The organism is uncultured Stenotrophomonas sp., from assembly GCF_963519925.1.
GTDB lineage: Bacteria > Pseudomonadota > Gammaproteobacteria > Xanthomonadales > Xanthomonadaceae > Stenotrophomonas > Stenotrophomonas maltophilia_AE.
Genome location: NZ_CAUQPH010000185.1, coordinates 1 through 5,960, shown reverse-complemented (window position 1 = coordinate 5,960; position 5,960 = coordinate 1). Strand labels below are relative to the sequence as shown.

Genomic DNA, 5,960 nt, shown 5'->3' with positions numbered 1-5,960 from the left:
GCCGGACGGAACGCCAGCATGCGCAGCACGGCCATTTCGAAGCCGGCGCGCGGGCTGGGCGCCAGGTGCAGGTCGCGGCGGCCGCTGAGCGCCATCTGGTACCAGAGCTGCACCACTTCCGGGCGCAGGCGCTGGGCAAATGCGGCGGCATCGATGCCGTCGCCATCGGCCTGGGCGCCGGGCACCAGCTGCTGCACCTGGATGCGGTGCAGCGCTTCGGCGAGCGCTTCGAGGACCCCGCTCCAATCGGGCGAGAACTCGGCCAGCGCGGCCACCACCTGCAGCAGGCGCACGCCATCGCCGTCGGCCAGGGCCTCGAGCATGGCCGCGACCTGGGTGCGGTCGACGGTGCCCAGCATGGTGCGCACCACGTCTTCGCGCAGCGCACCGCCGGCGTAAGCGATGGCCTGGTCGAGCAGCGACAGGCCGTCACGCAGGCTGCCGTCGGCCGCCTTGGCCAGCTGCACGATCGCGGTCGGATCCGATTCGATCTCCTCGGCGGCCAGGATCCGGGTCATCTGGCCTTGGATCTGGTCCTCGTCCAGCCGCTTGAGGTTGAACTGCAGGCAGCGCGACAGCACCGTGACCGGCAGCTTCTGCGGGTCGGTGGTGGCGAGCAGGAACTTCACGTGTTCCGGCGGTTCTTCCAGCGTCTTCAGCAGCGCGTTGAACGCGGCCTTGGACAGCATGTGCACTTCGTCGATCAGGTAGACCTTGTACTTGCCACGCGAGGGCATGTACTGGGCGTTCTCGATCACCTCGCGGACATCGTCCACGCCGGTATTGGACGCGGCGTCGATTTCCAGCAGGTCGATGTAACGCCCGGAATCGATGTCCAGGCAGGCCGGGCACTGGCCGCAGGGATCGGCACTGGTGCCCTGCTCGCAGTTGAGCGACTTGGCGAAAATACGCGCGATGGTGGTCTTGCCGACCCCGCGGGTGCCGGTAAACAGGAACGCATGGTGCACCCGGCCGCTGTCCAGCGCATTGCTGAGCGCACGGACCACGTGTTCCTGGCCCACCAGCTCGGCAAAACGCTTCGGACGCCACTTGCGGGCAAGGACGAGATAGGACATCAGGCCACCGTCTTCATCGGGACGTCCATTGTGCCACGCCTGTCCAGCCCCCCTGCCCCTGCGTGAAGGCGCTTGTGCACGGCGCGTTACCCAGCTAGAATCTGCGCCCCTGCAGCGGGTTCGCAGCAGGTCCGGAGAGGTGTCCGAGTGGTTGAAGGAGCACGCCTGGAAAGTGTGTAAGCGTCTAAACCGCGCTTCGGGGGTTCGAATCCCCCTCTCTCCGCCAGACAAACGCAAAAGGCCGCCCAATGGGCGGCCTTTTGCGTTTGCCCGGCGGAGAGTCGGTGGACGAGACGCGCGGACGGGGGTTCGACGGATTCGCCCGGAGCGAATCCGGACAGCCGAATGGCTGGCCCCAACGCGCGCCGAGCGCGCGTTGGGGCGGGGCCCATGGATGGGCCCCGTAATCCCCGACAATGAAGCGGCCACCATTCCGCCGCGTTCGACCACCCCGCCGGTCAAACAGTGCCGCCCGAAGGGCGACATTTTTAACTGCCGTTACGCGCTCGACACCTTCATCAACACCAGCCCGCTCACGATCAACACCGCCGCGCCAATCCGCATCGCACTCACCTGTTCCCCAAGGAACACGATGCCGACGATGAACGCGCCGACCGCGCCGATGCCGGTCCAGATCGTATAGGCGGTGCCCAGCGGCAAGGTGCGCATGGCCAGGGCGAGCAGCCAGAAGCTGGCGGCCATGGCGGCGAAGGTGATGAGCGACGGGGTGAGCCGGGTGAAGCCCTCGGATTGTTTCATCGAGAACGCCCAGACGATTTCCAGTACACCGGCAACGAGTAGATATATCCAGGCCATGGTGGCCCTCCTTATGGGGCCAGGTCGTCCTGGTCATTGTTGCCCGATATGGGGGAGGCCGTTCCTCCTGGGGTGCGTGCAGCGGGGCAGAGCCCCGCTCTACCTTGGGGGGGATTCTAGGTGATGGGGGAGTTGGGATGGGGTTATAGGTGCCTTGGGGTCATGGTGTGGTCAGGGTGGTCGGGGACACGCGTGGCGTGTCGCTACCGGGGGGTTTTGCGCCAAAGGCCGAATCCGACTAACAGTCGGATCTACCGCGCTTGCGGATCTACGGCGCTTGCGGAGCTACCGCGCTTGGCTGCGCCGCGCTATACTGGGTGACTGCACTTCGGTGCAACGTCTCTATGGCGGCCCCGTCGGCCCCTCGCGACGCTAGGTCGAAAATCCCGCCAGGGCCGGAAGGCAGCAACGGTATCGATCGACGCGGGCGCCGAGGTCAGCCGGCGGGGCCGTCACCCGTTTTGGGGTCTGCGAACAAGTTCGGGTCCGCGCAGCCACGCAGTGAACCACGCTACGTCGCGATGCGATCAGCACAATGGCGCGTGGCGACGCGTTCCTGGGACCGGCGCGCACCGTTCAAGGGGCGCGGCTCTACGTCGGCATTCCCGTTGGCGCCGAGAGAGTTACGCACTCGCCCGGCGTCGCTACGCGGTGACCGCGTTGGCGCAAGGCGTCGCCGTCGGCTTCGCTCGCGTAGTGATACAGCATCATGCGCGCCTGCAGTTCGGGCGAATACTCCCGCTCAAGATCCTCCACGCCGGTATGCGACGGGTTGCCGTGCAGGCCGCAGTCGTGGGCGATCAGTTCGTTGTCGCTGGCGTAGCGGGCCAGCATTTCCGGAATCGGACGGGTGTCGCCACTCCACACCAGCGCGCCCTGTAGGCGCAGGCCGTACGCGGTTTCCGGCCAGTGATGGCGTACCGGGAACACTTCCAGGCGCACGCCGTCATGCCAGAACGCATCGCCGACCACGATCAACTGGAATGCATCCCAGAAATTGGCGCCGCCCTCGGCCAGGACGTTCGGGTAGTCGGCCACCCGCCGATGCAGCAGCGGTACCACGGTCGCCGGGACGTACACGCGGATGCGGCCCCGGCGCTGCGGCGAGAAATAGGCGTCCACGAACAGGCGCTCGAATCCGGCCACGTGGTCCAGGTGCACATGGGTGACGAACAGGGCCTCGGGCATGCGCCCGTACTGGGCCAGGAACGCGGTGAGGCCTTCGCCGCCACAGTCGATGGTCAGCCAGGGCTGGCCCTCGCGCTCGATCACCGCCATCGGCGAACCCAGCTGTACGGCCGACGCATTGCCGACCCCCATGAAACGCAGCGACCAGGTCATCAGTACCCCCGGTTCCAGGCCAGGTCGTAGGCGCGGCGCAGGCGCGCGAAATCCTTCTCCACCTCGTCATGGCTGCGCTCGCCGCGCAGCTTGACCAGCGAACGGTGCAGGCGCTTGAGGTTCCGCTCGCGCCAGGCGGTGGCCGGGATGCGCTGAACGCCGCGGTCGAAATCGATCAGCCAGCCATGGCCATTGGCGTCGAACAGGATGTTGTGGGCGTTGAGGTCGGCATGGTCCAGCCCGGCGCGGTGGAAGCGCGCGATCAGCCGGCCGGTCTCTTCCCACGGCGCGCCGCGCCCGGCGACCAGCGCGCGGTCGGCCAGCGAGCGCACGCCTTCCAGGCGTTCCATCAGCAGCGCGGCACGATAGCGCATGCCGTCGCGCATGTAGAACGCGGCAATCGGGCGCGGCACCGGCAGCTTGAGCGCGCGCAGCGCGCGCATCAGGCGGAATTCGGCGAAACTTCGGGTGCGGTTGGCGCCGCGCCAGAGGTACTGGTCGTGGCTGAGCTTGGCCGCCATGCCACCGCGCAGGTACTGGCGCAGCACGCAATGCCCGAACGGCGCATCGACGAACCAGGCGCCGCCGCGGCCGCCCTCGCCCACCGGCCGCGCCCGCTCGCCCCAGTGGGCCGGGGAGAACAGGCTCATGTCGGCTTGCCGCAGCCGTTCGCGGTCGAACAGAATGGCACCCATGCCACGTCCATCGCGGCAGGGCGTCAGCGCTTCAGTGGCGTCGAATGCGACCATTCCTTCGAGTCTAACAACACCATGGCATCAGCGTCCTCTTCCTTGTGTCTTTTGCGTTTGTCCGCGCTGGGCGACGTCACCCACGTGGTGCCACTGGTGCGGACCCTGCAGCAGGCGCGCCCCGGCGTTGAACTGCACTGGATCATCGACAAGGCCGGGCACAAGCTGCTGGACGGACTGCCCGGCGTGGTCTTCCACGCCTACGACAAGAAGACCGGCCTGGCCGGCATGCGCGCCCTGCGCGCCGAGCTGCCGCCGGGTCGGTTCGAGGCGCTGCTGCAGATGCAGGTGGCCTTCCGGGCCAATGTGCTCTCGGCCTTCGTTCCGGCGCAGCGCCGGATCGGTTACGACAAGGCGCGTTCGAAGGACCTGCACGGGCTTTTCATCAACGAGCGCATCCCCGACCGCCCGGGCATCCACGTGCTGGACGCGATCGGCAGCTTCGGCGAACCGCTGGGGATCCGCCAGACCGAGGTCAGCTGGGACCTGGCGGTGCCCCCGGCAGCGGTGGAATGGGCGCAGGCGCAGTGGCAGGACGATGGCCGGCCGGTGCTGATGATCTCGCCCTGCTCCAGCCATGTGCGTCGCAACTGGTACGCCGAGCGCTATGCGGCGGTGGCCAACCATGCCGTCTCGCGCGGCTGGCGGGTGGTGCTGTGCGGCGGCCGCAGCGAACTGGAGCGCGGCATGGCCGACGCCATCCAGGCCCAGCTGGCCACCCCGGCGCTGGACCTGGTGGGCAAGGACACGCTGAAACAGCTGCCGGCCCTGCTGGCGCGTGCGGCGCTGGTGATGACCCCCGATTCGGGACCGATGCACATCGCCAACGCGATGGGCGCCAAGGTGCTGGGCCTGCATGCAGCCAGCAACCCGCACCGCAGCGGCCCCTACTCGGACCGCCGCTACTGCGTGGACCGGTACGACGATGCGGCGCGGAAGTTCCTGGGCAAGCCCGGCAGCGAACTGAAGTGGGGCACCAAGATCGAGTTCGACGACGTGATGCAGCTGATCACGGTCGAGGACGGCATCGCTGCGTTCGAGCGGTATGTGGCCGATCAGGCGCGAGCACCGCTGCGATAGCGCCGGTAACGCGGGGCGCGCCGGATGCGCCGGATGTACCCGGTCGCGCTGGATGCGCCGGTCGCGCTTGATGCGCCGATCGCGCCGATCGCGCCGATTGGTAGCGCCGACTGGTAGCGCCGACTGTTAGTCGGCTGCTTGTCCCGGCCAGCCGACTAACAGTCGGCGCTACCAGTCGGCGTTAGCGGTTGGCGTTACCGGCTGGCGTTAGCGGTTGGCGCTGGCGGTCGGCGTTAGCGGTCGGCCTTACCGGTCGGCGTTAGCGATACAGCCGTTCGACCCGGGCGTTTCTCACCCGCGGCCGCTGTAGTCCTTGTACGACTTCTCTTCGACGTAGACCGAGCCCAGCGCCAGGTTGATGCCCTTCTTGATCCGCGCGCGCTGGTCGTTCTTCTGGTAGACGCTGCGCGCCAGCGCGATGAACGCGTCGTCGAACTCGCCGGCCTTGTCCTTCAGGCGCACGTTGTCTTCGATGTCCCAGAGCTGCTCGTTGATGTCCTTGAGCTCGGCGCGCAGCTTCGCGATGTCCTTGACCCCGGCCGGATGCGCCATCCAGGTCGTTTCAAGCGCGCTCAGCTCGGCGCGGATGTTGACCAGCTTGGCCGGATCGCTGATCCGCTCGGACTTGATCTGCAGGATGGAGATCTTGTCCAGCAGCTCGCCAAACGAGACGGGAACGGAGATTTCTGCGGTCATGGAAGACTTCCGTAGTGGAGGCAGACAGTTTAAGCGTAGCGACACGCCATGCGTGTCTGAGGGACGCCGTGGTTCAGCCAGTAGAGCCACGCCCTGCGTGGCTGCGCGGTGCCCGACGAAGAACAGCCACGCAGGGCGTGGCTCTACGCGCCGAAGCAAAACCCCCACACCGCCAGCAGTCTCGTATACACAACAGAAGCTG

6 protein-coding genes, 1 tRNA gene and 1 other RNA gene are annotated in these 5,960 nt (G+C 67.2%); 3 read left to right on the top strand and 5 right to left on the bottom strand.

Annotated elements, in window-relative coordinates; genetic code table 11:
- Window positions 1–1,076, bottom strand: a 1,076-nt coding sequence (gene dnaX, locus RWO33_RS18765; RefSeq protein ID WP_314106784.1) for a DNA polymerase III subunit gamma/tau, incomplete at its 3' end; no start/stop codon positions are given.
- 133 nt (window positions 1,077–1,209) lie between these two features.
- Here dnaX and RWO33_RS18760 point away from each other — a divergent pair.
- Window positions 1,210–1,302, top strand: a tRNA-Ser gene (locus RWO33_RS18760).
- Between the two features lie 272 nt (window positions 1,303–1,574).
- Here the strand turns inward: RWO33_RS18760 and sugE are convergent.
- Window positions 1,575–1,892, bottom strand: a complete 318-nt coding sequence (gene sugE, locus RWO33_RS18755) for a quaternary ammonium compound efflux SMR transporter SugE (RefSeq protein WP_095363676.1) — start codon at window positions 1,890–1,892, stop codon at window positions 1,575–1,577.
- Window positions 1,893–2,245: 353 nt separating this feature from the next.
- Between sugE and ffs the strand changes: the two genes are divergently transcribed.
- Window positions 2,246–2,342: signal recognition particle sRNA small type (gene ffs, locus RWO33_RS18750), an RNA gene on the top strand.
- A gap of 141 nt (window positions 2,343–2,483) precedes the next feature.
- On the opposite strand, the gene RWO33_RS18745 is transcribed toward ffs, so the two are convergent.
- A complete protein-coding gene (locus RWO33_RS18745; RefSeq protein WP_145478450.1) occupies window positions 2,484–3,233 on the bottom strand; it encodes an MBL fold metallo-hydrolase in 750 nt (249 codons plus the stop codon).
- On the bottom strand, window positions 3,233–3,982 hold the full coding sequence (locus RWO33_RS18740; RefSeq protein ID WP_314106778.1) for a 3-deoxy-D-manno-octulosonic acid kinase: 750 nt from the start codon (window positions 3,980–3,982) through the stop codon (window positions 3,233–3,235). The genes RWO33_RS18745 and RWO33_RS18740 overlap by 1 nt, the downstream gene beginning before the upstream one ends.
- A gap of 21 nt (window positions 3,983–4,003) precedes the next feature.
- Here RWO33_RS18740 and RWO33_RS18735 point away from each other — a divergent pair, with 21 nt between their 5' ends.
- Window positions 4,004–5,062 carry a glycosyltransferase family 9 protein gene (locus RWO33_RS18735; RefSeq protein WP_314106776.1) on the top strand — a complete coding sequence of 353 codons (1,059 nt, stop codon included), beginning with the start codon at window positions 4,004–4,006 and terminating at the stop codon, window positions 5,060–5,062.
- A 291-nt stretch (window positions 5,063–5,353) separates the two neighbouring features.
- Here RWO33_RS18735 and RWO33_RS18730 read toward each other — a convergent pair whose 3' ends face one another.
- Window positions 5,354–5,758: a DUF6165 family protein gene (locus tag RWO33_RS18730; RefSeq protein ID WP_314106773.1), complete on the bottom strand. Its 405-nt coding sequence runs from the start codon at window positions 5,756–5,758 to the stop codon at window positions 5,354–5,356.
- Window positions 5,759–5,960 lie beyond the last annotated feature (202 nt).

Bases quoted from the DNA above. Each gene is read 5' to 3' on its own strand.
- sugE (WP_095363676.1), bottom strand. From the start codon at position 1,892: ATGGCCTGGATATATCTACTCGTTGCCGGTGTACTGGAAATCGTCTGG.
- RWO33_RS18745 (WP_145478450.1), bottom strand. From the start codon at position 3,233: ATGACCTGGTCGCTGCGTTTCATGGGGGTCGGCAATGCGTCGGCCGTA.
- RWO33_RS18740 (WP_314106778.1), bottom strand. From the start codon at position 3,982: ATGGTCGCATTCGACGCCACTGAAGCGCTGACGCCCTGCCGCGATGGA.
- RWO33_RS18735 (WP_314106776.1), top strand. From the start codon at position 4,004: ATGGCATCAGCGTCCTCTTCCTTGTGTCTTTTGCGTTTGTCCGCGCTG.
- RWO33_RS18730 (WP_314106773.1), bottom strand. From the start codon at position 5,758: ATGACCGCAGAAATCTCCGTTCCCGTCTCGTTTGGCGAGCTGCTGGAC.